This is a genomic window from Rhodococcus sp. P14, assembly GCF_000256505.1.
Taxonomy (GTDB): domain Bacteria; phylum Actinomycetota; class Actinomycetes; order Mycobacteriales; family Mycobacteriaceae; genus Rhodococcus; species Rhodococcus ruber.
The window spans coordinates 1-24,129 of record NZ_AJFC01000109.1 but is presented as its reverse complement, the minus strand read 5'-3'; the positions used below and the strand labels follow the sequence as shown (position 1 = coordinate 24,129).

The 24,129-nt window shown below is 70.9% G+C and carries 19 protein-coding genes; 8 read left to right on the top strand and 11 right to left on the bottom strand.

Annotated elements, in window-relative coordinates:
* Together OEY_RS0107555 and OEY_RS0107550 are read left to right on the top strand one after the other, a co-directional pair.
* Nucleotides 1-600: alpha/beta fold hydrolase (locus OEY_RS0107555; RefSeq protein ID WP_010593282.1), on the top strand; the 600-nt coding region annotated here is incomplete at its 5' end.
* The gene (locus OEY_RS0107550) at nucleotides 600-2,237 is read left to right on the top strand and encodes a polysaccharide biosynthesis tyrosine autokinase (RefSeq protein WP_010593281.1); all 1,638 of its coding nucleotides are present in this window, start codon (nucleotides 600-602) and stop codon (nucleotides 2,235-2,237) included. The genes OEY_RS0107555 and OEY_RS0107550, both read left to right, overlap by 1 nt.
* Here OEY_RS0107550 and OEY_RS0107545 read toward each other — a convergent pair.
* On the bottom strand, nucleotides 2,208-2,723 hold the full coding sequence (locus OEY_RS0107545; protein ID WP_010593280.1) for an arsenate reductase/protein-tyrosine-phosphatase family protein: 516 nt from the start codon (nucleotides 2,721-2,723) through the stop codon (nucleotides 2,208-2,210). The genes OEY_RS0107550 and OEY_RS0107545 overlap by 30 nt on opposite strands.
* A 154-nt stretch (nucleotides 2,724-2,877) precedes the next feature.
* Here OEY_RS0107545 and OEY_RS0107540 point away from each other — a divergent pair, with 154 nt between their 5' ends.
* Together OEY_RS0107540 and OEY_RS0107535 are read left to right on the top strand one after the other, a co-directional pair.
* The gene (locus tag OEY_RS0107540; RefSeq protein ID WP_010593279.1) at nucleotides 2,878-4,278 is read left to right on the top strand and encodes an Hsp70 family protein; all 1,401 of its coding nucleotides are present in this window, start codon (nucleotides 2,878-2,880) and stop codon (nucleotides 4,276-4,278) included.
* 69 nt (nucleotides 4,279-4,347) lie between these two features.
* Nucleotides 4,348-4,773 (top strand): ATP-binding protein, encoded by a 426-nt coding sequence (locus tag OEY_RS0107535; protein WP_010593278.1) that lies wholly within the window; start codon nucleotides 4,348-4,350, stop codon nucleotides 4,771-4,773.
* Between the two features lie 21 nt (nucleotides 4,774-4,794).
* Here OEY_RS0107535 and OEY_RS0107530 read toward each other — a convergent pair whose 3' ends face one another.
* From OEY_RS0107530 to OEY_RS0107510, 5 genes are all read right to left on the bottom strand, one after another.
* Nucleotides 4,795-5,238 carry a response regulator gene (locus OEY_RS0107530; protein ID WP_003938889.1) on the bottom strand — a complete coding sequence of 148 codons (444 nt, stop codon included), beginning with the start codon at nucleotides 5,236-5,238 and terminating at the stop codon, nucleotides 4,795-4,797.
* The gene (locus tag OEY_RS0107525) at nucleotides 5,235-6,875 is read right to left on the bottom strand and encodes a sensor histidine kinase (RefSeq protein ID WP_010593277.1); all 1,641 of its coding nucleotides are present in this window, start codon (nucleotides 6,873-6,875) and stop codon (nucleotides 5,235-5,237) included. The genes OEY_RS0107530 and OEY_RS0107525 overlap by 4 nt, the downstream gene beginning before the upstream one ends.
* Nucleotides 6,876-6,886: 11 nt before the next feature.
* Entirely contained in the window at nucleotides 6,887-8,149 is a 1,263-nt protein-coding gene (locus OEY_RS0107520) for a PP2C family protein-serine/threonine phosphatase (RefSeq protein WP_010593276.1), read from the bottom strand.
* Between the two features lie 114 nt (nucleotides 8,150-8,263).
* Entirely contained in the window at nucleotides 8,264-9,559 is a 1,296-nt protein-coding gene (locus OEY_RS0107515; protein WP_010593275.1) for a YibE/F family protein, read from the bottom strand.
* Between the two features lie 384 nt (nucleotides 9,560-9,943).
* Nucleotides 9,944-11,209 (bottom strand): pyridoxal phosphate-dependent aminotransferase, encoded by a 1,266-nt coding sequence (locus OEY_RS0107510; protein ID WP_010593274.1) that lies wholly within the window; start codon nucleotides 11,207-11,209, stop codon nucleotides 9,944-9,946.
* Nucleotides 11,210-11,355: 146 nt separating this feature from the next.
* Between OEY_RS0107510 and OEY_RS0107505 the strand changes: the two genes are divergently transcribed.
* The 3 genes from OEY_RS0107505 (at nucleotide 11,356) to OEY_RS0107495 (ending at nucleotide 14,019) form a co-directional block, all read left to right on the top strand.
* Complete coding sequence (locus OEY_RS0107505; RefSeq protein WP_003938894.1) at nucleotides 11,356-11,559, top strand: cold-shock protein; 204 nt, start codon at nucleotides 11,356-11,358, stop codon at nucleotides 11,557-11,559.
* A 197-nt stretch (nucleotides 11,560-11,756) separates the two neighbouring features.
* The gene (locus OEY_RS0107500) at nucleotides 11,757-12,908 is read left to right on the top strand and encodes an alkane 1-monooxygenase (protein WP_010593273.1); all 1,152 of its coding nucleotides are present in this window, start codon (nucleotides 11,757-11,759) and stop codon (nucleotides 12,906-12,908) included.
* A gap of 166 nt (nucleotides 12,909-13,074) precedes the next feature.
* Nucleotides 13,075-14,019, top strand: a complete 945-nt coding sequence (locus OEY_RS0107495; RefSeq protein WP_010593272.1) for a type IV toxin-antitoxin system AbiEi family antitoxin domain-containing protein — start codon at nucleotides 13,075-13,077, stop codon at nucleotides 14,017-14,019.
* 133 nt (nucleotides 14,020-14,152) lie between these two features.
* Here the strand turns inward: OEY_RS0107495 and OEY_RS0107490 are convergent, their stop codons facing one another.
* Nucleotides 14,153-17,326 (bottom strand): (Fe-S)-binding protein, encoded by a 3,174-nt coding sequence (locus OEY_RS0107490; protein WP_010593271.1) that lies wholly within the window; start codon nucleotides 17,324-17,326, stop codon nucleotides 14,153-14,155.
* A gap of 482 nt (nucleotides 17,327-17,808) precedes the next feature.
* Between OEY_RS0107490 and OEY_RS0107485 the strand changes: the two genes are divergently transcribed.
* Complete coding sequence (locus tag OEY_RS0107485) at nucleotides 17,809-18,504, top strand: hypothetical protein (protein ID WP_010593270.1); 696 nt, start codon at nucleotides 17,809-17,811, stop codon at nucleotides 18,502-18,504.
* 384 nt (nucleotides 18,505-18,888) lie between these two features.
* Here OEY_RS0107485 and OEY_RS0107475 read toward each other — a convergent pair whose 3' ends face one another.
* From OEY_RS0107475 to OEY_RS28160, 4 genes are all read right to left on the bottom strand, one after another.
* Entirely contained in the window at nucleotides 18,889-20,190 is a 1,302-nt protein-coding gene (locus OEY_RS0107475; protein WP_010593269.1) for a S1 family peptidase, read from the bottom strand.
* Nucleotides 20,191-20,309: 119 nt separating this feature from the next.
* Complete coding sequence (locus tag OEY_RS0107470; RefSeq protein ID WP_010593268.1) at nucleotides 20,310-21,638, bottom strand: S1 family peptidase; 1,329 nt, start codon at nucleotides 21,636-21,638, stop codon at nucleotides 20,310-20,312.
* A gap of 92 nt (nucleotides 21,639-21,730) precedes the next feature.
* The gene (locus OEY_RS0107465; RefSeq protein ID WP_010593267.1) at nucleotides 21,731-23,236 is read right to left on the bottom strand and encodes a hypothetical protein; all 1,506 of its coding nucleotides are present in this window, start codon (nucleotides 23,234-23,236) and stop codon (nucleotides 21,731-21,733) included.
* The coding region (locus tag OEY_RS28160; RefSeq protein WP_010593266.1) for a LuxR C-terminal-related transcriptional regulator at nucleotides 23,227-24,129 on the bottom strand (903 nt) is incomplete at its 5' end. The genes OEY_RS28160 and OEY_RS0107465, both read right to left, overlap by 10 nt.

Genomic DNA, 24,129 nt, shown 5'->3' with positions numbered 1-24,129 from the left:
GAGCCGCTGCCGCGCACCGTCGCCGAGTTCGCCGCCCGCTACGTCGACCGGATCCGCACCGTCCAGCCCGACGGCCCCTACCACCTGCTGGGCTGGTCGCTCGGCGGAACCATCGCCCACGAGATGGCCGTGCAGCTGCACGAGGCGGGGCAGCAGGTGGCGTCGCTGATCCTGCTCGACACGCTCACCCCCGACACCCTCCCCGACGTCGCGGCCCTGCCGGACGAACCCGTCGTCGAACTCGAGGTGCCCGGCCTGCCGTCGACGTTCGTCGCCGAGATCCGGGAGCGGGCGCTCGCCGCGGGCGCCGCCCTCGAGGAGGCCGTCACCGCGCACACCCCCCGCGTCCTCGACGGCGACGCGCTGCTGTTCCGCGCCCGGCCCGCCGGACCGGCCGGACCCGACCTCGCGGCGAGCTGGCGACGGCACGTCCGCGGCCGCGTCACCGAGCACGACGTGCCCTACCCGCACTCCGACCTGACCACCCCGGGCGCGCTGGCCGTGATCGGCCCCACGCTCGCCCGGCACCTGACCGCACGACAGATTTCCGCGCCCGTAGGGTGCACCGACAGTGTCACAGCAACGAGGGAGACACCGTAATGGAAGTACACGACTACCTACGCATCCTGCAGGCGCGATGGAAGATCGTCGCCGTGACGACCGTGGTGGCGGTACTCGGTGCGCTCGGAGCCTCCCTGCTCACCACCCCGATCTACCAGGCGAGCACCCGGCTGTTCGTCTCCACCTCGTCGGGGGCCTCGGTCAACGAGATCTACCAGGGCAACCTGTTCTCGCAGCAGCGCGTCGCCTCCTACACGAAGCTGCTCACCGGCACCACGCTGGCGCAGCGCACCCTCGACCGGCTGGGCCTGTCCGACCTGACGTCGTCGCAGCTGGCGGAGAAGGTCACCGCCTCGTCCGCGCCCGACACCGTGCTCGTCGACGTCAAGGTCGACGACGCGTCGCCCGAACGGGCCCGGGACCTCGCCAACGCCCTCTCCGACGAGTTCGTCGTGATGGCCCGCGAGCTCGAGACCCCCGAGAACGGCGGTGAGCCCACCGCGCGGGTCGTCGTCGAGCAGCACGCCGACACCCCGGCGACCCCGGTCTCGCCGAAGACGAAGCGCAACCTCGCGCTCGGCTTCGCCGTCGGCCTGCTCCTCGGCATCGCGCTCGCGGTGCTGCGCGACCGGCTCGACAACACCGTCAAGGACCGCAAGACGGTCGAGGAACTCTCCGGAACCGGCCTCGTCGGCACCGTCCCGCTCGACAAGGAACGGCAGGAGCACGCGGCGATCGCCTTCCAGGAGTCGAACTCCGGCAGCGCCGAGGCGTACCGGGAGATGCGCACCAACCTCAAGTTCCTCGACGTCGACAACCCGCCGCGCGTCATCGTCGTCACCAGCGCCCTGCCCGCCGAGGGCAAGACCACCACCGCCATCAACACCGCCCTGGTGCTCGCGGAGGCCGGTCACTCCGTCGTGCTCGTCGAGGGGGACCTGCGCCGGCCGCGGGTGTCGAAGTACCTCGGGGTCGTCGGCGACGTCGGCTTCAGCACCGTGCTCTCGGGCCAGGCGGGCCTCGAGGACGTGCTGCAGCCCAGCCAGTACCAGGGCCTGTGGGTGCTGGCCTCCGGGGCGCTGCCCCCCAACCCCAGCGAGCTGCTCGGCTCCGACACCGCCAAGCACGTCCTCGACGACCTGCGGGCGCGCTTCGAGTACGTCATCATCGACGGCTCGCCGGTCCTGCCCGTCACCGACTCCGTCGTGCTCGCCGCGGCCACCGACGGCGCACTGCTCATCGCGCGCCACGGCAAGACCACCCGAGAGCAGCTCAGCCGCGCCGTCGGCAACCTCGGCAGCGCCGGTGCGCACCTGCTCGGCACGATCATCACGATGACGCCGAACAAGGGACGCGGCGCCTACGAGTACCGCTACTACTACGAGTCCGACCCGGCGGTGAAGAAGGCCGCCGCGGACGCGCCCGCCCAGCCCGCCGCGCAACCCACCGGCGGCCGTCGCCACCGGGGCGAGCCCAGCCGGCCGGAACCGTACCGGCCGGAACAGCAGGGTCCCGGCGACGCGCAGGCCGGGCAGCACTACCGGACCCCGCAGGCGTACTCCGCCGAGCCCGCCCACCAGCAGTCGGTGCCGACGGCGGTATCGCGGCCCGTCGCGCCCTCGCCCCTGCCGGGCCCGCGCAACGGATCAGTCGTGGATCCGGGCGAGCAGCGGTAGCAGCAGATCGGCGATCTCGGTCCCGACCGCGACGAACGTGTCCTCGTCGCGGCCGATCGGATCGGTCACATCCTCCGGCCCGGGCGCGGGAAACTGCGCCCGGGCCGCGGCCAGTTCGGTGACGGTCTCGGCGCCGCTGAGCTGCTGCAGCCGCGCGGCCTCACGCAGCGTGAACGTCCGCTTGAGCATCCGGGGCGCCGACTGCAGCACGGCCCCGCGATGCGACTCGGCCATCGTGATCACCAGGTCGGCGTCCTGCGCGATGCGCGGCGACAGACGCCGGGCGACGAAGCCGTCGGGTTCGCCGCCGAGCTGACGCAGCACCAGCGCCGCCGTCGGCTCCATGGGCCGGCCCACCATGCCGCGGGTGCCGGCACTGTGGGCGGACAGCTCACCCCGGCCCGCCTCCTTCGCGAAGGCGGTGGTCAACAGCTCGGCGGTGGGCGATCGGCAGATGTTTCCGGTACAGACGTACAGAACCCGCATCGCTCGATCGTAGGCAGCCGAAGGGTCGTTCGTCCGGTTCCCGGGCCGCATGTCCGATTCGGCCGGGGGTCTGTCCGGACCGTTCGGTAGCATCGGGCGGTCGGGATGCGCCGGGGGAGGCTGTGCGGCGCAAAACACGATCAGAAGGCGGCTGATGAGTTCGGTTCTCGGGGTGACCGCAGGGACGAGTGCCGTCCGGATCGTTCGTCCGATCGATCCGGACGCACCCTCCGCGGGCTACCAGTTCCAGGTGGTCGAGACCAGACGGGACGACCCGGCACGCCTCGCGGCGCAGACCGTGGGCGTGCTCGTGCAGGCCGGCATCGCGGGGGAGAGCGTCGAGCGCGCGGGCCTGGTGTACCGCGACGCCGCCGAGGCCGAACGGCTCCGCGCCGCGATGGCCGAGCAGGGACTCGACCGCTACCGGCTCGTCGGCGAGTCCGAAGCCGCACTGACGTACCTGCGGGCCACCGGCGAGCTCACCGCCGACGTCGCGGTCCTCTACGACCTCGGCGCGTCCGGGCTCACCGTCACCGTCGCCGACCGCAGCACCGGCGCCGTGCACACCGAACGCACCGGGGCCGTCGCCGGGCGCCTGTTCGACGACGCGGTGCGCCTGCACCTGCTCGGCTCGGACGGCGTGTGGCGGCCCGACGACCCGCAGGACGAGGAGTTCGTCGCCCAGTGCCGCGCGGCGAAGGAACAGCTGTCCGGCAGCGACGCCGTCGCCGTGCCGGGCACCGCCGGCGTGATCCTGATGTCCCTGGAGACGTTCGAACCGCTGATCACCCCGCTCGTCGAGGCCTCGGCGCGGTTCGTGCGCGACGTCGTGCAGCGGTCCGGCGCCCGGCCCGAGACGATCGTGCTGCTCGGCGGTGGCGCCCACGTCCGCCTGGTGCGCCGGGTGCTCGAGACGTGGACGAAGCTGCCCGTCGTGGTTCCGCACGAACCCGAGCTCGTCCTGGCCAAGGGTGGCGCCCTGCGCGCCGTCGCCGCGGACACCGCGGTCACCGAACAACTCGCCGCCCCGGCCGCGACCGAACGCATCGTCCCGCCGGGCGGCACGGCGCCGCACCGCACCGAGCGGCTGGCGCGCCCCGCCCCGCCCCCACCGTCCGGCGAGACCAGGACACCGAGGCGGAAGCGGGCGGCGACCGCTCACGAACCGCACGTGTCCAAACGGCAGATCAGCGGGGCCGGGCTGGCCGGCACCGCCCTGGGCGTGGTTGCCATGATCGGCTTGGCGCTCGGCGCCCAGAACACCCTCGCCGGCGACGACGAGTCGGATATCCGGCAGACCGAGGTGATCGTGACGACGCCGTCGCCGACCCCGCAGCCGGCGCCCGCCGTTGCGCCGGCACCGGCACCGACGACGACCACGACCGTCCCGCCGGTCGAGGACCCCACGACCGCGCGCGTGGTGCCGCCTCCGCCGCCCCCCGCCACGGCACCGCCGCCGTTGATCCCCGGCCTGAACATCCCGGTGCCGACGCTGCCGCCGCTACCGCCGCTGCCGACGATCGAAGTGCCGCCGGAGCTGCGGTTACCCATCTGACGGGCCCCGTCCGCTGCCGGGGACCCGCGAACCTGATGGCGCCCAGCGCGACAGGCTAGAGTACAAACGATGTTTTCGCCGCAGAACACCCCGCTGTGCGACTCGGTCACGCTTGCCTATCGGCGCGTGCGCGCCGAGCCCGGTCAGCTGACCGTGCTGCGGCGAGCCCTGGAACGCTGGCTCGACGCGGTGCACGTGAGCCCCGAGCTGGCCCGCGACGTGCTGCTGGCCAGCTACGAGGCCCTCGCCAACGCCGTCGAGCACGCCTACCGCGACGGTGCGTCGGGCACGCTCGACCTCGAGGCGACGCTGATCCCGGCCGACCGCCAGGTCGAGGTCGCCATCATCGACCGGGGCAGCTGGCGCGCAAACGACACCGACCCGAGCACGAGCTCGCGCGGGCACGGCCTCACCCTGATCAACTCCTTGGCGGACACGGCGACCGTGGCCCCGGCCGACAGCGGGACCGTCGTCACCATGCGCTGGAGCATCTGACGCCGGTCCGGCCGCCCGGGACTACTGGCGACGGCGGGGCAGCCGCACCACCTGGACGAAGAACTCGTCGATCTGCCGGACCGCCCCGATGAACTGGTCGAGGTCGACCGGCTTGGTGACGTACGCGTTGGCGTGCAGCCGGTAGCTGCGCAGGATGTCCTCCTCGGCGGCCGAGGTGGTGAGCACCACGACCGGGATGTCGGACAGATCCGGGTCGGACTTGATCTTCTCGAGGACCTGCCGCCCGTCGTACTTGGGCAGGTTGAGGTCGAGCAGGATCAGGTCGGGACGCGGCGCCTCGGTGTACGCGCCGCGCTGGTACAGGAAGTCCAGGGCCTCCTCGCCGTCGCGGACCACGTGCAGCTCGTTGCCGATCTTGTTGTCCTCGAAGGCCTCGCGGGTCATCAGTTCGTCGCCCGGGTCGTCTTCGACCAGCAGGACGTCGATGGGCTCGGCGGGGGTCATGCGGGGGCTCCTTCGAGGTCGGCGTCGGCCGGGGCGGGCGCTTCGGGTTCTTCGTCGGGCAGGGCGGGGACCGTGAAGCAGAACCGGGTGCCCTCGGTGTGCTCGGTGTCGATCCAGATCCTGCCACCGTGGTACTCGACGATCTTCTTGCACACCGCCAGCCCGATGCCGGTGCCGGTGTAGACGTCGCGGCCGTGGAGACGCTGGAAGATGACGAACACCTTCTCGGCGAACTCGGCGTCGATGCCGATGCCGTTGTCCGTGACGCACAACGTCCAGGTTCCGGGCCCGTCCTGATCCCCCTCGTCCCGGTCGCAGGTGATCTGCACGGTGGGAGTGCGGTCGGGGTGGCGGAACTTGATCGCGTTGCCCACCAGATTCTGCCAGAGCATCGTCAGCAGGGTCGGATCTCCCGTGATCTCGGGAAGATTCTCGGGGCGTTCGATGCGCACGCCGGACTCGTCGATCGCGGCGGCGAGATTGGCCACGGCCTTGTCCAGCGGCTGATCCAGGTCGACGCGCACGTGGTCGTCGCTGACCCGGCCGACGCGGGAGAAGGTCAGCAGGTCGTTGATGAGGACCTGCATGCGCTTGGCGCCGTCGACGGCGAACGCGATGTACTGGGCACCGCGCTCGTCGAGCTTGTCGCCGTAGCGCTTCTCGAGCAGCTGACAGAACGACGCGACCTTGCGCAACGGCTCCTGCAGGTCGTGGGACGCGACGTAGGCGAACTGCTCGAGTTCGGCGTTCGAACGGCGCAGTTCCTCGGCCTGGGTGTCGAGGTCCGCCTTCTGCTGGGCGAGTTGCTCGTGCTGGGTGTGTGCTGCGGCCAGCGCGAACACGATGCGCCCGCGCATCGCTTCGACGTCCCGGGCCAGGATCCGGATGTCCTTCGGGCCCTGAGGGTGGATGTGCTGGTCGAAGTTGCCGTCCGCGACGACCCGCCGCGTCGCCGCGCGCAGGCTGACCAGGGGCAGGGCGACAAGGTTGTGTACCAGGATCACCATGAGCAGGCCGGTGAGCAGGAAGCCCGCCACCATCGCCACCAGCACCGAGTTGCGGATGGTCCGGGCGTGCAGGAGGTCGTCGTAGCCGTCCGCGCGGGCCTGGACGAGTGCCGCGTTCTGCTCCTCGAACAGGGTGCGCATGGCGTCGAACGTGGTCCGTCCCCGCTCGGTGGCCGCGGGATCCACCGGGGCGGGGACGCCGGGGACGACGCTCGCCACGAGGGGCTCTGCGTAGTCGGCGCGCCAGGCCTCGGCCGCTGCCTCGATCTCGTCGACGTCGGCGCGCAATTCCGGGTGGCCGGCGGTGTATTCCCGCATCCGGTCAGCGGCCTCCTGCTCGACCTGCTGGCCCGTCAGGTACGGCGCGAGGAACTCGACGTCGGCGGTGGCGGCGTAGCCGCGGGCGCCGGTCTCCTGGTCCAGCAGCGCCGCCTGCAGCCGGTACGCCTCGGCGCGGGCCGGCTGGATCTGGTCGACCAGTTCGTCGGTGATCTGGACCGTGCGCTGGATGAAGTACCCGCCCACGATGGTGCCGAGCACGACGAACACGGCAAGGACCGCGAAGGCGACCTGGAACCAGCTCTGGACCGTCAGCCGCGAGCGCACCCGCTCGACCTTGGGTTCGGGCATCGACGGGTCTCTCATGTCTGCTCCGTTGCCTTCTCGCTCCATCGCACGTGCACCACGGCCACGTCGTCGCCGAGTCCTCCGTGACTTTCGGCCAGGGCCTCGGCCCGGTCTATCAGGGTGTCGACGAAGGCCTCGGGCGCCAGGTGACCCTCCTCGCGGGCCAGCCGCAGCAGCCCCTCCTCGCCGAGGCGTTCCCCGCCGTCGCCGACCCGGCCTTCGAACAGCCCGTCGGTGAACATCATGATGCCGCCGCCCTCCGGCAGCTCCAACTCGTGCACGGGCCACGTCGAGACACCGGGCAGCAACCCGAGTGCGGGTCCGCCGGGCGCCTCGACCCAGTCGACCGCCCGGGGGCTGTGCAGCAGCAGGCCCGGATGCCCGGCGCGCATCACCTGCACCCGGCGCCGGTCCGGCGACATGACGAGACTGGTGAGGGTGGCGAAGTGCCGTTCGTTCGCCCGCTCGGCGACCATGATCCGTTCGAGCTTCTGCAACTGGGCGACACCGGTCACGCCGGTGATCACGAGGGTGCGCCAGGCGATCCGCAAGCTCACCCCGAGGGCGGCCTCGTCGGGACCGTGCCCGCTGACGTCGCCGATGAGCACGTGCACGGCGCCGTCCTCGGTCTGCACGACGTCGTAGAAATCCCCGCCGAGCAGCGACTGGTCACTTCCGGGCCGGTAGCGCGCCACGATGTCCACGTCGCCGGCGTGGCGCAGCATCGGCGACGGCAGCAGCCCGCGTTCGAGGCGGGTGTTCTCCTGCGCCTGCAGCCGGCTGGCCTGCAACGCGACGGCGGCGTGCTCGGCCTGCTTGCGCTGGATGGCGTAGCGCACGGTCCGGCCGAACAGGTCCGGCTCCACGCGGCCCTTGACGAGATAGTCCTGGGCGCCGGCAGCGACCGCCGCCAGGCCCGTCTGCTCCTCGGCGAGGCCGGTGAGCACCACGACCGGGACGCCGGCGGCGTACTGCTGCACTCGCGCGAGGGCGTCCATGCCCTGGGCGTCGGGCAGATGCAGATCCAGCAGGATGCAGTCGGGCAGACCGGCGGCCAGTTCGGCGCGGGCCGCGGCCATCGTCTGGACCCATTCCAGGCGCATGCCCTGCGCGCTGTCCGCCACCAGCTCCTCGACGATGAGCGCATCGCCGGCGTCGTCCTCGATCAGGAGGACCGACGGCTCCTCCTGGGCCCAGTCGGTGTCCAGAGCGACCGGCGAAGTTGTGGTGCCTATTCCTGGTGGTGCGCCGGCAGGCCTGTGCTGCTCGGAGAACATGGCCCCTGCCCTTCGATCTCGTGTGTCGTGACTCCGGTCCCTCGCACCGGACGACAACAGGGGAAGAATACCTATCGTTCGCACGTTCACCGACGCCCGCGGCCGTCGAACCGGTCACCGGGCATGGCGGCCCTTGCGGGCTGCGGGCTCCGGGGCGCCGGGCCGGGCCAGCAGCGCGGCAATGCCCGTGGTCAGCGGAACGGACAGCGCCAGTGCGATACCGCCCACACACGCCCGCACCACCTCGATGGCGACGGCGTCGCCGGTGAGCACGTCCGACATGGACCGGCCGGCGACGCTGAACAGCAGCAACAGCGGCAGGGCGCCACCGGCGTACGCCAGCACGAGGGTGTAGACCGTGCTGGCGATGTGGTCGCGGCCGACCCGCATCGCGGAGGAGAACACCTTCCGGCGCGAGGCGGTGGGATCGAGGGCCGCCAGTTCGAACGCGGACGCCGCCTGGGTGATGGTCACGTCGTTGAGGACGCCGAGGGAGCCGATGATGAAGCCGGCGAGCAGCAGACCGGTGATGCTGACCTGTTCGAGGTACAGCTGCACGTCGGTGTTCTGTTCCTCGGACAGCCCGGTCAGGTGGGTCATCCGGATCGTGACGTACGAGAGCACGGCGGCGAGCAGCATCGACGCGAGGGTGCCGAGCAGGGCCGAACTGGTGCGCAGGTTGACCCCGTGCGCGAGATACAGCACGGCGTAGAGAATGATCGCGCCGCCGACCAGCGCGACGGGCACGGCGGGTTGGCCGTCGAGCAACGCGGGGAGCATGAACACCACGAGCACACCGAATGCGATCAGCAGGCCGAGCAGGGCGCGCAGGCCGCGCCAGCGGGCGACGGCGACGATGACCACGGCGAAGGCCGTGATGATGAGCGCGATCGGGAGGCCGCGGGCGTAGTCGTAGAACGAGTACTGGGTGGCGCCGGACGGGTCGACCTGCCGCACGAGCCGGATCTCCTCGCCGACCCGCAGGTCGGGCTGCCCCGGTCCGGGCCCGATCTCGAGCAGCGTGCGGGTGCCCTCGTTGGGGCCGGAATCGATCGTGACGATGCTGCGCTGGCACTGGTAGGCCTCGGTGGGGGGTGGGACGGGGTCGCCGGCGAACGGCCGGCCGGCCGAACTACTGCCGCACGCGCCGATGTCCTGTTCGACGACGGTGCCGGCCTCGGTGACGACGGCTCCGCCGCCGGTGGTCTGGAGGGGGGCCGGGATGTCGACGGCCTCCTGGCTCGGCCACAGGGCGACGGCGCCCGCGAGCACGGCGATGCCGATCGCGACGAGGAGTCCGACGACGACCTTCGCGGCGGTGGGGCCGACGGGGACGGGTCCGGAGAAATGTCCGTGTCCGTGCCCGTGTCCGTGGCTGGGGCCGGTGGGCTCTGCTGGTGTCACCGCCACAGGGTAACGACGTGGTCGCGGCGAGGTCGCATCGCGGAACAGGCCGTCATGTGAGGGGAGAAGGGCTGGTGGTGGCGGGGAGCAGGGGGGTGTCCCCGCCACCTTCGACCTGATCTCGCACAGGGGGGTTGGCGATGATCAGGGAGCCCAGCACGCTGAGGTGCCGTAGACAAACGTACTGCTTCTGTCGGGTCGCCGGGTAGTGCCTACGGTGTGTCGGTCCTCACCGGAACCCGGCCGAACGCTCGTTCCCGGCCGCTGCTGGTGGCTCGGCCTGCGACGATGCGGTTCGTTCGTGGCAACATATACTTTCGACAACGTTCGGCGTGTCGCGCATCCCGGGCGTGTCGCGACGGCGGTCGCTGCAGGTGAAGATCGCTGCTGTCACTGCTTGTAGCTGGACAGGAAGTTGCCGAACCGTTCGATGGCCACCGCGAGGTCGCGGGCCCAGGGCAGCGTCACGATCCGCAGATGGTCCGGATCCGGCCAGTTGAAACCGGTGCCCTGCACCATCAGGATCTTCTCCTGCAGCAACAGGTCCTGGACCAGCTTCTCGTCGTCGTGGATCTCGTACACCTCCGGATCGAGGCGCGGGAAGGCGTACAGGGCGCCGCGGGGCCTGACACAGCTCACCCCGGGAATCGAGTTCAGGCGCTCCCACGCGACGTCGCGCTGCTCGAGCAGCCGGCCACCGGGCAGGATCAGGTCCTCGATGCTCTGGTGCCCGCCGAGCGCGACCTGGATGGCGTGCTGAGCCGGCACGTTGGGGCACAGGCGGGTCGAGGCGAGCAGATCGATGCCCTCGAGGAAGCCGGCCGCATGCTCCTTCGGACCGGTGATCGTCATCCACCCCGACCGGTATCCGGCCACCCGGTAGGCCTTCGACAGGCCGTTGTAGGTCAGGCACAGCAGGTCGGGGGCGAGGGTGGCCAGGGAGATGTGCTTGGCGTCGTCGTAGAGGATCTTGTCGTAGATCTCGTCGGCCAGGAGCAGCAGCTGGTGCCGGCGGGCCAGCTGCACCAGCTGTTCGAGCACCTCGAGCGAGTACACGGCGCCCGTCGGGTTGTTCGGGTTGATGACCAGCAGGGCCTTGGTCTTGTCCGTGATCTTCGACTCGATGTCCTCGATGTCGGGATTCCACTCGTTGGACTCGTCGCACAGGTAGTGCACCGGCGTGCCCCCGGCCAGGGACGTCATCGCCGTCCACAGCGGGTAGTCCGGCGCCGGGATCAGCACCTCGTCGCCGTCGTCGAGCAGGGCCTGCATCGTCATCGTGATCAGCTCGGAGACGCCGTTGCCGAGGTAGACGTCGTTGATGTCGAGCTTCGGGAAGCCCGGCACGAGTTCGTAGCGGGTGACGATGGCCCGGCGCGCCGACGCGATGCCCTTCGACTCCGAGTAACCCTGGGCGTGGGGCAGCGCGGCGATCATGTCCTGCACGATCGTCTCCGGCGCCTCGAACCCGAACGGCGCCGGGTTGCCGATGTTGAGCTTGAGGATGCGGTGCCCCTCCGCCTCGAGCCGCGCGGCGTGCGCGTGCACCGGCCCGCGGATCTCGTACAGCACGTTCTGCAGCTTCGCGGACTGCTCGAGTTTCCGGCTGATGCGGTGGTGAAGGTGGCCCTGTTCTCCTGTACTCACGGCGTCCATGGTGCCACCCGTCCGCAACCGGGTTTCAGCCGGATTTGGGGCGCGTCGCCGCGTCCACCGCGACGTTCGGCCCGAAAAGTGCAATCATGACGACTTGTGACCGTGGCGTCGGGGTGACGCGCGGGTGGATTGAGGAGTCGTACGGTATGGCACAGGGAACTGTGAAGTGGTTCAACGCCGAAAAGGGTTTCGGCTTCATCGAGCAGGACGGCGGTGGACCCGACGTGTTCGTTCACTACTCGGAGATCCAGGGTTCCGGTTTCAAGTCGCTGGACGAAGGGGCCCGGGTCGAGTTCGAGATCGGACAGGGACAGAAGGGTCCGCAGGCCCAGGGGGTTCGTCCCATCTGAGCGGGTTCGTCCCGACAATTCGGCGGCGCTGCACCTTCGGTGCGGCGCCGCTGCTGCTTTCGGTCCAGGTCACAACCCATTGGGCAGTTCGTCTCTTTTGTCCTACCATTCGGTAACATTCCGGCGCGTCGCGGGCATACGCATGTGGGAACCGTGATGTTCGGGGGATGGGCGAGACAACCAGGGGGTTGGTGTAGATGGTGGGGGACGGTGCCGCTGTGGCGCAGTGGCGGGACCGCAAGCGATACCTGTGGCTGTGCGGGCTCGCCGTCCCGCTGAGCCCGTTCGTCGCGTGGGTGCTCGTCGAGTACCTGCGTCTGGGACTCTTCTGGGCGTTCGGCGCGCTGCTGATCGCGGTGATCGTCCCGCTCGTCGATCGATTCACCGGCGTCGACAAGGCCAACCCGCCGGAAGAACTCGTGCGTGAGCTCGAGGAGGACCGGTACTACCGCTGGTGCACCTACCTGTACCTGCCGCTGCAGTACGCCGGTCTCGTCTTCGCCTGCTGGGTCTGGACCGTCGCGCCGATGGGCTGGCCCGAGCGGTTCGCGATGGCCGCCACCGTCGGCGTGGTCGGCGGCGTCGGCATCAACGCCGCGCACGAGCTCGGGCACAAGCGCACCGACCTCGAACGCCGGCTCGCCAAGATCGCCCTCGCCCAGTCCGGGTACGGGCATTTCTTCGTCGAACACAACCACGGTCACCATCTGCGCGTCGCCACCCCAGAGGACGCCGCGACGGCCCGGTTCGGCGAGACGTACTGGAAGTTCCTGCCGCGCTCGGTGTTCGGTGGCGTCCGGTCGGGCTGGCGGTACGAGCGCGACCGCCTGGCCCGTCGCGGGCTGCCCTGGTGGAGCCCCCGCAACAACGTCCTGAACGCCTGGGCGCTGACCGTCGTGCTGTACGCCGGGCTGATCGCGGTGTTCGGGTGGTCCGTCGCGCCGTGGCTGATCGTGCAGGCGGTCCTGGCGGTGATGTTCCTCGAGGCCGCCAACTACCTCGAGCACTACGGCCTGCTGCGCGAGCAGCGACCCGACGGTTCCTACGTGCGGGTGGCGCCCCGGCACAGCTGGAACAGCGACCACAGCTGCAGCAACCTGTTCCTCTACCACCTGCAGCGGCACAGCGACCACCACGCCAATCCGCTGCGGCGCTACCAGACGCTGCGCACGATGGAGGAGGCGCCGCAGCTGCCCGCCGGCTACGCCGTCATGATCCTGCTGTCGTTCGTTCCGCCGCTGTGGCGCAAGGTGATGGACCCGCGACTGCTCGACCACTACGACGGTGACGTCTCGCGCGTGAACCTCGATCCCGCACGTCGCGAGGAGCTCATCGCCCGGCACAGCTGACACCCGTATCCGGATGCTTGCACCCGATGCGGCCGTCGAATTCGGGTGCAGGGACGCGATATCCGGCGCAAGCTCAGCTGTCCACAACCGGGAGATCCATCCACAGATCGGGTCGGTCCCGCCGTCGTCGCAGTGTGCGCCCGGCCCGATACGGCACTGTGACCGCATGGGCGACGAACACGACATCATCCGGCGCGCTGCGGCCCTCGAGCGGGGCGTCAGCGATCGCGAGATCCGGCGACTGTGCGGGCGCGGGCACTGGCACCGCGTCCACCGCGGCGCCTACCTGCCGGCCGAGAGTTATTCGCAGCTCGACGAATACGGCCGCCACCATCGCCGGGCCGTCGCGGTGGCCGGGGCGATCCGTTCCGACGCCGCGCTCAGCCACGTCTCGGCCGCCGTCCTGCACGGCCTCGCCCTGTGGCACACCCCGCTGGACGACGTCCACCTGACCCGCAACCGCGCCGGGGGAGCGAAACGCACGCCGGGACGGAACCTGCACGCGTCGCCGTTCGCTCCCGACGAGGTCACCGAGATCGACGGAGCGCGCGTGCTGACCGTCGCGCGCACCGTCGCCGACCTCGCCCGCACCCTTCCGTTCGAGCAGGCCGTCGTCGCGGGGGACCACGCCCTGCACACGTGCGGGATCTCCGTCGCCGACGTGACCGACGCGCTGGCGCGCAACGTCCGCCACCCCGGTCATGCGAAGGGCCTGCGCGCGGCGCAGTTCATGGACGGGCGGAGCGAGAGCGTCGGCGAGTCCCGCAGCCGCGTGCTGTTCGTCCGCGCCGGACTTCCGATACCACTGACCCAGGCGACGGTCCACGACGCCCGGGGACGGTGGCTGGCCCGGGTCGATTTCCTGCTTCCGGACCACGGGGTGATCGGTGAGTTCGACGGTCGCGTGAAGTACCGGGGCGACGACGTCGCGCCGGAGGAGACGGTGTGGCGGGAGAAGCAGCGTGAGGATCGTCTGCGCGACGCCGGCTGGACCGTGGTGCGCTGGGTGTGGGACGAGCTGGCTGCACCCCTGGTGGTCGCCGACCGCATCCGGGAGGCGATCACGCGGGCCGCGCGGGGCCCGCGGCCCACCGGGACGTTCAGGGTCTGAGGTCGAGCTTGCACCCGTCGTCGCGTGCTTGCCCCCGCTGTGGGCGTACGCAAGGGGTGCAAGGACGGTAGAAAGGGTGTCTGCTCGGGAAGACGACGACGCCCCCCACACGAGGTGGGGGGCGTCGCTGGCGTTACGAGCGCCGGCCGGGGGCCTTGGCGCCGGACCGGAAGCCCAGCGCGCCGGGCTTGGCCTGCGGGGGAGCCGGGGACTCGGCGCCATTGGTCGGCGTTGCCTCCGCGCCGTTGGTCGACTGCGTCTCGGGCTCCGGTGCCTTCTCCGGCGGGGCGTCCGGATCGGGTGCCTCACCCGGGGGTGCGTGCGCCGGTTCCGGTGCCTTTTCGGGGGCCGCGGGCTTCTCAGCCGGCTCGGGCTTTCCAGCCGGCTCGGACTTCTCGGCTGGAGCTGTCGGCGCGGCGGCCTTGCGGGCGCCGGGAGCCTTTGCTCCACCCTTGAAGGCCAGGCCGCCCGGCTTCGCCTTCGGCGGCTCGGGAGCCGTCGAAGTCTCGGCAGCGGGTGCTTCCGCAGCCGGTGCTTCCGCAGCGGGTGCTTCCGCGGAGGCGGGAGCCTCGGTGGCGGGAGCCTTGGCGGCCGGAGCCGCCGGGGCGGCCTTCTTGGCGCCCGGGGCCTTGAGCCCGCCCTTCATCTGCAGCCCGCCCGGCTTCGCCTTCGGCGCAGCCGGTGCCTCGGCAGGAGCGGATTCGGCGGCCGGAGCTGCCGGGGCGGCCTTCTTGGCGCCCGGGGCCTTGAGCCCGCCCTTCATCTGCAGCCCGCCCGGCTTGGCGGCGGGTGCAGCGGGAGCTTCGGCTGCGGCGCCGTCACCGGAAGCCTTCGCGCCCGGAGCCTTCAGACCGCCCTTCATCTGCAGTCCGCCCGGCTTCGCGCCGGGAGCCTTGGCGGCGCCCTTCATCTGAAGACCACCGGCCGGGGCCGTCTTGGGGGCTGCCGGCGTCGCGGCCGCCTCCTCGATCTCCTCGACGCGTTCCTTCTCCTCGGTCTCGGCGACGGCCTCGGACGCCACGGCGGCGCCCTTCGAGTCCGCGGCCGGGGCGGGAGCGGGCCGCTCACTCGGGATCACCTTGAGGTTCTCGCCGAGCTGCGCCGGTTCGAGACGCGTGATCGAGTCGAGCATGAGCTGCGCGACGTCGACGACCTCGACGCCCTCACCCTCGCCCTTCTCCTGGCGAGCGGTGACACCGTCGTTGAGCATGACGCGGCAGAACGGGCAGCCGGTGGCGATCTTCGACGGACTCGTCGACAGCGCTTCGTCGACGCGGTCGATGTTGATCCGCTTGCCGATCTTCTCTTCCATCCACATGCGGGCACCACCGGCACCACAGCACATGGATCGCTCGCCGTGCCGCGGCATCTCGGTGAGCTTCGCACCGGACGCTGCCATGAGCTCGCGCGGCGCGTCGTACACCTTGTTGTGGCGGCCGAGGAAGCAGGGATCGTGGTAGGTCACGTCCTGGCTCACCGACGCCACCGGCACCAGCTTCTTCTGCCGCACGAGGCGGTTGAGCAGCTGGGTGTGGTGGACGACCTCGTAGTTACCGCCGAACTGCGGGTACTCGTTGTTGAGCGCGTTGAAGCAGTGCGCACAGGTGACGACGATCTTGCGCTTGGAGTCCTCGACGCCTTCGAACACCGAGTTCAGCGTCTCGATGTTCTGCATCGCGAGCTGCTGGAACAGGAACTCGTTGCCCGCGCGACGTGCCGAGTCGCCGGTGCAGGTCTCCTCGGCGCCGAGCACCATGAACTTCACGCCGGCGGTCGCGAGCAACTCGGCGACGGCCTTGGTGGTCTTCTTGGCCCGGTCCTCGTAGGCACCGGCGCAGCCGACCCAGAACAGGTACTCGTAGTCGGCGAAGGTGTCCGCGTCCTGACCGAACACCGGAACGTCGAAGTCGAGTTCGGAGATCCAGTTGAGCCGGTCCTTGGCGTTCTGGCCCCACGGGTTGCCCTTGTTCTCGAGGTTCTTGAACAGACCCGCGAGCTCGGACGGGAAGTCGGACTCGATGAGCACCTGGTAGCGGCGCATGTCGATGATGTGGTCGACGTGCTCGATGTCCACCGGGCACTGCTCGACGCAGGCACCGCAGTTGGTGCAGCTCCACAGCGTTTCCGTGTCGATGACGGGCGCGAGCTCGCCCTCGACGGTCTCGCCGACGAGCCTGCGGTCGGTCTCGGCCAGCGCTGCGGCCGGGATCTTTCCGAGCTTGGCTTCGTCCGGGTTGCCCTCGGCGTCGACCAGCCCGATCTCGTCGCCGCCGAGGTCCTTGCGGCCACCGGCGAGCAGGTAGGGCGCCTTGGCGTAGCCGTGGTCGCGCAGCGAGGTGATGAGCAGCTTGGGCGACAGCGGCTTGCCGGTGTTCCAGGCCGGGCACTGCGACTGGCAGCGGCCGCACTCGGTGCACGTGGTGAAGTCGAGCCAGCCCTTCCAGGAGAAGTCCTCGATCTTCCCGGCACCGAAGGTGTCGGTGTCCGGATCGGCCGTCTCCATGTCGATGGCCTTGCCCTTCGACGTCATCGGCTTCGCGGCACCGAGGGCGACGCCACCGTCGTCCTCACGCTTGAAGTAGATGTTGAAGAACGCGGCGAAGCGGTGCCAGGCGACACCCCACGTGATGTTGCGGCCGACGACGTACAGCCAGATCATGCCGGACATCAACTTCACGAACGCGAAGATCGACACCATCACGGCGCTCGCCGGCAGCAGCTTGGCGAGGTTCATCGTGAAGAAGTCGGTCCACGGGTTGGCGTGGCCGTAGGTCGCGATCTTGCCGGCCTTCACGAAGATCATGCCGAGGCCCTCGATGAGGACGACGGCCTCGACGAAGTACGCCGCCCGGAAGTCGGAGCCGGCGAAACGCGAGAGCCGCTCGGGCTTCCGCGGGTGGTTCAGCTGCCGGATGATGATCAGGGCGGTGATGCCGATCACGGTTCCGAGGCCGAGCAGTTCGTCGATCAGGTGGTAGACGGCGGTGTTGCCGATCAGCGGCCAGTGGAACGCCGGGTCGAAGGTCTGGCCGTAGGCCTCGAACCAGACGATCGCGCCGAGCATGAAGCCGACCATCACCAGCCAGTGGGCCCAGCCCACGGTGCGGAACTTGCTCATCCGGGTGTGTGCGACGAACTCGACGAGCATCTGCTTGAAGCGCGGGAAGAACGGCTGCCACCGATCCGGAGCCGGCTGGCCGATCCGGACGACGTTGACCATCTTCATCGCGCCACCGATGAACGAGTACCAGCACACCAGACTGAGCAGCACGCCGATCGTGCCCAACGTGATCGTCAGGGCATTCATAGGTGGCCTTTCGTGTCGGGGGCGGCCGCGGCCGCCTGGTATAAGCCCACGCATCGTAACCCGAACTAAGTTACCAGCCGGTAGCTATAGGAAGTTACCGGCCGGTAGTCTAGTCTCGCGGTGCTGCGGCGCGGTGCCTGGTGGAGGTCGACCGCGTGGGGGGCGGCCGAATTGCCGCATCGCGCCGTAGCGTGAGTGTCCGCCCACGGTAAGCGTTAAACCTTTCGACTCATTGAGTCAGGCATACCTAACGTGCGGTAACCGGTCACGCTTCGGCATCCCTACCGTCGAGTCGGGCAACAGACCGGCAACGGATTCGGCACATTCCGGACGCGACGATCCCTGTGATGTCGGTTATGATGCTGCGCGAGATGTGCTTCGCGCACCCGCGATCAGGGCCTACGGTGCGCAGGGGCGCATTGGTGTCAGAACTTGGGGGGCGTCCGTCGGGGGCGTGCGCCGAAGTCACAGAACGGAATCGAATGAAGTTCAGGAAGCTCGCCGCCGTGGCGGCGATGACCATCGCTGCCGTCGGCCTCACCGCCGGCACGTCCTACGCCGCTCCGGCGGTCACGGCACCGGAGAAGATCAACTACGAGTCCAAGGTCGACGGCGAGTCCGTCGTCACCGTCATCGACGCCGGTACCTTCCAGGTTTCCGGGGACGGCAAGAATGTCGAACTGCAGGACGGCGACGGCAACGCGGTCGTCAGCCTTCCCCTGGCTTTCCAGCTCGGGGATCTGCAGCTGCCTTTCGAGCGGGAGATCAGCGAGGACGGCAAGACCCTCACCCTCACCCCGGTCACCGACATGTCCCAGGCGACTCCGGTCGCTCCGGAGGACAAGACGGCTCCGAGCCTGAACCCCGTCAGCCTGGCGCTGAAGGATGTCGCGTCGCCTGAGGAGAACCTCAAGGCTCAGCAGAACTTCAGCTCGCAGCTCGCGATCGCCTCTGCAGTCGGTGGTTTGACCGGCGGCATCATCGGGTGTGTCATCGGTGCGGTGGCCGGCGGTATTCCGACCGCCCTCATCGCTGCACTTCCCGGGTGTGCCGCAGGTTTCGGCATCGGCAGTGTCGTCGGTACCATCGCTGCCGGCGGCCCGACGCTGATCGTCGCCGGAATCGGCCTGATCCAGACCCTGATGGCCCCTCCGGGCACCACTCAGTGGGCTGAGTAGTCCCAAGCAATCCAACTGCGGCCCCCCGCCATGGCGGGGGGCCGCAGTTGTCTTCGGAGCTCAGGAGTTGAGCGTGATCAACCGGAAGAGATGCACCACTATCTCGACGGCGTAGCCCACGATATCGACCCCGACCAGCAACAGATCTGTTGACACCGGCCACTCACCTTCTGTCGAACCGGCCGTCAGCGGACGCCGGGATATGCAACAGTCCGGCCGCGGAACACTCCGCAGCCGGACTTCGGGACGTTCTGGATCCTAAACCGGTCGGCTGGTTTCCGATCGTCGCGCCCGGTGCGACACGCCGCACAGCACGAGGGCCCGCCTCCGGTCGGAGGCGGGCCCTCGTGGACCACTCACAGTGACGCTCTCACAGAGCGACGATCACCAGGTGCGCACGCGCAACCCGGGGTTCTCGGCGAGGACCGCGGAGATCGGCGTCGCGAACAGCTCCGGCGACTCGCCGAGCAGACCGCTGACCACGCCGGCGATCTCGCACATGCCGTACTGGCCGACGTTCGAGGCGCTGGAGATGCCCAGGGCGAGGGTGCCGGTGACGATCGTGCCGCCGCTGTCGCCCTGCAGGGCGCACAGGTTGGTGGAGAAGCCGTCCCTCAGCACCCGGTGGCCGACCTCGACGGTCTGACCCGCCGCGGTCACGACACCGCAGCTGTAGCCCGAGCGGACGCCGGACTTGCACGCGGGCGCACCGACGACGGGCTCGGCGATACCGGTGATCGGCAGCGGCGCCGCGAGCGGCACCCGCACCCCGTTGTTCTCGAACCGGCCCTGTGCCTCGGCGGTGGGCCGGATCAGGGCGTAGTCGTGGCCGTCCAGGCTGGTCTTCTCGAAGGTGCCGAGCTGCTGGCCGAGTTCCTCGCCGATCAGGTGGTACACCTTCGACGCGTACTCGGTGCCGGCGGACGGCCGGTTCGGGTCGCAGTGCCCGGCGGTGATGTTGACCGGCCGGTCCGAGCCGTCGACGGCGTTGAAGCCGAGCGAGCAGCGCAGACCATCGCCGGCGCCGAGGGCGGCGTAGGCGTCCCCGCCGAACAGGGCCGTGGGGGCGGCGAGATCGGCGACGGGCTGCAGGTCTCCTGCGGCCGGCTCCGGGACGAGCGGTGCGGGCGCGAACAGCACCCGGGCGCCCTGCAGGAAGTCGGGCAGCTCGATCCCGGCGACGTTCTCGGTGCGCAGCACGACGTCGTTGTGCACGACGTCGATGGCGACGCCGCGCACCAGGTCGGCGACGGCGGGCGGCTGGGTGGCCAGCCCGGCGTTCAGCGCCTTCAGTTCGTCGCGCAGCTGCGTCTCGGTGCGGTCGGTGTCCTCGACGGTGAATCCGGCGTCCTCGGCGGCCTCGCGGGCGGCGTCGTAGCCCTCACCCTCGGTCAGCCCCACCTTCGGCGTGCCGTCCTGCTCGAGCCACACACCGGAGAACACGGCAGCGAACTGCTCCCGCGCCGTCTCGGCGAAGCGGGCCAGCTCCTGGCTGCGGGCAGCGTCCGTCAGGTACCGCTCGGGGCTCATCTGCAGGTCCCGGGCCAGCGCCTCCACGAGTTCGTTCGGCAGCGCCGTCGCCTCGATCGGGGCCGGTTCGGCCTGGGCGATGGCGGCGGCGGGGCCGAACAGCATGAGCGCTGCCGAACCGTAGACCGCTGCTCGACGGGCGAAGGAGCGTCGCATGGATGCCTTCCTCGTTGATCTCCGCGACGGTGCGCGGAGATGCCGGCCCCGGGCGGGCCGGTGCTGGACGGGACGATCATATGGGTTCGGCGGCGTGTACACCCAGCCGCGCGAACCGGTCAGGCCGCCGCGCCGGTGCGCACCCGCGCGCCGGTCTCGGCCTCGATGTCCTGGATCGCGATGCCCAGGCTGGACGTGCCGCCCTGCGGGGCGAGGACGAGGTTGGCTTCCACGCAGTCCGGGGCGCCGGAGCTGTTGGAGCCGCTGATCACCCCGAGCGCGAGGGTGCCGGTGACGATGGCGCCGCCGCTGTCGCCGGAGAGGGTGCAGGCGGTGGTCGCGAAGCCCCGGATCGTGGTGCTCGTGCCGTCGGCGCGGACCAGCTGGGTCTCGATCCGGTCGGCGGCGACGATGCCGCACGTGAAGTACGACGACTGCCCGGACTTGCACACCGGGGCACCGGCGACGGGCGCCGCGGTGCCGGTGACGGTGAGCGTCGAGCCGTTGCCGCCGCGGATCACGGGCCGGTTCAGGCCGACGTCCACGCCCGCCTGGTCGAGGCCGATGATGCCGTAGTCCAGGGTGCTGCCCTCGCCGACGGTCGAGCGGGTGAACGCGCCGATCTTCACGCTCTCGTCGATGTTCTCCCGGTTGGGCAGGTAGACGGTGGAGCCGCCGTCCTCGCGGGCGACCGCGTCGCAGTGGCCGGCGGTGATGTTGACGGCCGACCCGTCGGCGTCGACGGCGTTGAAGCCGAACGAGCACACGCCGATGCGGTCGAGCGGCGTCGAGCGGACGTCGCCGTCGGCGGTGATGTAGGTGTCGCCCCCGAGCGGGCCCGGCTCGTTCGGCGGCTGGCCGGGGGTGAGCATGACCTGGACGTTGGCGATGAGCGTCGGCAGGTTCAGGGCGCGGCCGGCGGGGCTGTTGGCGATGTCGACGATCAGCCGGTTGTTGAACACGTCGATCGACGTCGAGTTCACCTGGGAGGCCAGTTCGCGGGGCAGCGCGGCGACCCAGCGGTTCAGCTCGGCGAGGGACCGCTCGAGCCCGTCCGCGGACACCGGCGCGACGGTGACGTGGTAGCCGTCGTTCTCGGCCTGCCGGGCAGCGTCGGGGTTGGTGACCGCGACGACGGGCTTACCGTCGGTGCCCAGCCATGCCCCGGCGAAGTCGTCCGGCCGTTCGGCGCGGAAGGTGCGCGCGTAGTCCGCGAGTTCCTGGGCGCGTTCGGACCGCTCGAGGTACTCGTCGGCGCTGATCTTCAGGTCCCGGCTGATGGCCTCGACGAGTTCGGCGGGCAGCTGATCCGCGGACAGCTGGTCGGCCGGGGCCGCGTGGGCGGTCGCGGCGAGCGGCCCGGCCAGCAGCAGCGCCGACGCCGCAGCGACGACGACACGGCGGACGGTGGTACGAGCAGCGGCGCGCGACGCCGACGAGTAACGCATGGGGGCCCTTCGAGAATGTGTTGACGGGTTTCGTGCGTGATCGTGCCGCGGGAGCGAGCACGACCGTGTGACAGCGTACGGGACGGTTGGTCTCACTCCGGTGCCTCGGAACCGGTGGTGTCCGTTGGGTCCGGTTCCGTGGTTCCGGTGGGCGTGGACGTGACCGTCGTGGTCGGCGCGACGGTCGTGGTGGCGGTGGGGGTCGTCGTCCGGGTGGGCCGGTCCCGTTCCCGGGTGGCCGCGCTCGTGGTGGGTTCGGCCGTGGTCGAACGCGTGGTGGTGGGTGCCGGGCGGGATGTGGTGGACCGGGTCGACGGGGCGACCGCGGCCGCGGGCAGCGGCTCGGTGACGGCGGGCCACGAGTCGACGGGCCCCGAGTCGACGGCGACCGGCGCCGCGTCGGGGGTGGTCGCCGGGGCGGCGGTGGTACCGGTCGGTGTCCCGGTGGTCGACGGCACCTGCACGGCGCTCGAAAGCGACTCGTAGGCGGCGCCCGCTTCCCGCACGGGGGTCTCCGCCGGGGTGTCCCGCAGCGAGAACACCAGGGCACCCATTCCCACGAGCAGCGCGACGGCTGCCGCGACGGCGCCGCTGACGACGAGCCGGTTGGGTGGGACGCGGTCCGGCTCGGCGGATCCCCGGTCGGTGACGGTCGCCGCGACGGCGGGGCCGGCGTCGGCACGGGGTTCGGGGGCGACACGGGGTTCGGGGGCGGCAGGGGGCTCGAGCGGTGTGCGTGCGGCGGCGGCCGAGCGGACCGCCGGGATGATCCGGGTGGCGCCGACCATGTCCGCCGATCCGGCCGCGGCCGCGAGCGCCGCGCCCCGCACCACCGTGTGCTGCGGCTGCGGCGGCAGCACGCACCGCACGCCCATCCCGGCCTTCACGGCCTGCGCGACGAGCTGTGCCGCCGACGGGTCCACGGGGTCCTCGGTGCTGATCACGACGGCATCGAGGTTGCTGACGAGCCAGCCGAACGCACCGAGCGCGGCCGACAGCTGCGCGGGCACCGACGGGGCGTCGCCCTCCGGATAGCGGAACGCGCGGCCCGCGGCGACACCGGAACGCACGAGCGTCACCGTCGATCCGCCGGCGTCGAGGTGATAGACGGCGACGAGCCGGCCGCTCTGCTGCGCGACCCGCGCCTCGAACCACGCCGCGACGGCCTCGGCGTCGGAGATGAGGGCGACGTGCCGCAACCCGACGTAGTCGAGGGCGTTGCGCAGCACCGCGACGGTGGCCGGGGACCATTCGGTGGGATGCGCGGCGGCCACCGTCGCCGGGGCGTCGCCGACCAGGGGCGCGGCGTCGGCGAGGAGGCATTCCATCGCGGTCGCCACGAGGTCCTCGGCGCGGGAGAGCGCACCGTCCTCGGCGCGCACCCCGGCCGGGTCGCCCACACGGTCGACGAAGCCGGAGAAGGAGCTGCACTCGCCGGCACCGGGGTCGCGGACGCCGAGTGTGGCCGTGCCGTCGGAGTGCAGGTGCAAGTGGGTGAGGCGTTCGACCGGTTCGGGGTCGGGACGGATGCCCTCGGCGGAGGTGACGGCCACGGCGGACACGGTGGTGCCGACTTTCAGGCCCACGCCTACGGACATGCGGAAGTCCCCCCGTTCCCACTGGTTGCCGGTTGCCGAGCCTCGGCCCCGTGCCCGAGCGCGCGGAGCATCGAGATGAGCTCCGATCGCGAGCCGGCGCCGAGCCGCCGCCGGATGCGCGCGACGTGATGCTCGACAGTCTTCGCGGAAATGTACAGGCGGGACCCTACTTCGCGGTAGGTCAGTCCGGCGACGACGAGGTCGGCGACCTCCGCCTCCCGGTCCGACAGGGGACTCGGGGCCGTCGGCGCGGCGGCAGCGGGCGCCGGCGCGGGGGAGCGCGGCGCGGCCGACGGGTGCCGCACCGCCCGTGCGACCTGCAGCAAGGCCGTCGCCGTCGCGGTGTCGCCCACCCGCAACGCGGCCTCGCCGGCCAGTCGTGCCCCGTCCCAGGGCAGGCCGATCGCGGCGAGTGACTCCGCCGCCGCCTGCACCCGCGCCGGATCGGCGTCGCCCTGCAGCACCCGCAGCCACGCCTGCCCGGCCCGCGCCAGGGCGGCCGCGTAGGCGGTGGACTCCGCCGCCGACCCGAGCGCGCGGGCGTGCGGCAACAGCTCCGCGGGCCGGTCCGCGGCGATGGCCGCCTGCACCCCGTACCAGTGCAGCGTCGCGCCCCACAGCGGCGGTTCACCGAGGGTCGACAGGAGCTCCTGCGCCTGAGCGACCAGATGGGCGATGCGGTCGGCCTCGCCGAGCCGGACCGCTGCGAGCCACAACTCGCCGAGGGGCAGCAGGCTCAGCAGGTCCACCGAGTATGCGGCCACCACGCCCTGCGCCGCGGTCCAGGCGGCGGTCAGCGCGCCGACGTCGCCGCCGCGGCGGGCCAGGCCCACCCGCAGCCCGTGCAGGAACAGCTGGTCCCGCTGCTCGGTCGCCGAGGGGGCGAGCTCGTC